1 protein-coding gene is annotated in these 850 nt (G+C 38.7%); it reads left to right on the plus strand.

Features of this window, described 5'->3' with window-relative positions:
* Positions 1–50: 50 nt before the first annotated feature.
* A partial coding sequence (locus tag A3738_RS08730; protein WP_197473729.1) for a hypothetical protein occupies positions 51–850 on the plus strand: 800 nt, incomplete at its 3' end.

Consider the following 850-nt stretch of genomic DNA (forward strand, 5'->3'; position numbering starts at 1 on the left):
AAACTAGATTAATATACTCAAACAACTGATTAATTATATTCGACACCCTAATGGATTATTCTAAGTACTCTTACGCGGAGCTTATGCAAGCGCATAGCTCAATTAACAAGGAAAAGTATCCAGAGAACTACGCCAAACTTCTGATAGCGATTGATCAGTTTGAAAAAAGTGACCTTCCTGAACACCAATCGCAAGTCAAGCAATTCAATTTAGTCGTAAATGAAAAACGGAAGCAAAGAGAAAGACTCCCTGTGTCTTGGTACGCAATAATCGCTATAGTTTTTCTATGGCTAGCGCTCGATGCACATATTGATGGATATCATGGGTTGAAACGAGGCGGAGAGATAACGAGAGAAGACGATCCGTTTTGGTTCTATCTATTCGTTGGAATGTATTTAGTCGGAGCCGCCCACTCACTTTTACAAATGTTTGACGCCTTCGACCAAAGACATGAAAAAAAGAAAACATCAAACATTGATGATTCACCATCGGTTGACCCACAAGGGTCAGTTGGAAACGACGAAAAAGCACCACGAGGTTTCTTTGACTCGCTATTACTCGGGCCGGTAGATATTCCTACTGCTGAAAAAATAATCAAAATATCGATTTGTGTATCAGTGTTGATAGCGCTTCTAACAGCTTCATTAGCTGTGATGGAGCTTTACCAAAAAAGTAGTAACCTAAACCTCATATTCGCTTTAAAACACTTTATTTTAATAGATGCTTTTTTACTGCTTGTTCTGACGTTTTTCCTCTACAAGCGCCAACTATGGGCTGCGATTTGTTTGGTCGTATATTTGGTACTTAACGAAGTTATCAAGTATATAGACCTAGATAAGATCCCTTCATT

The organism is Oleiphilus sp. HI0066 (assembly GCF_001635725.1).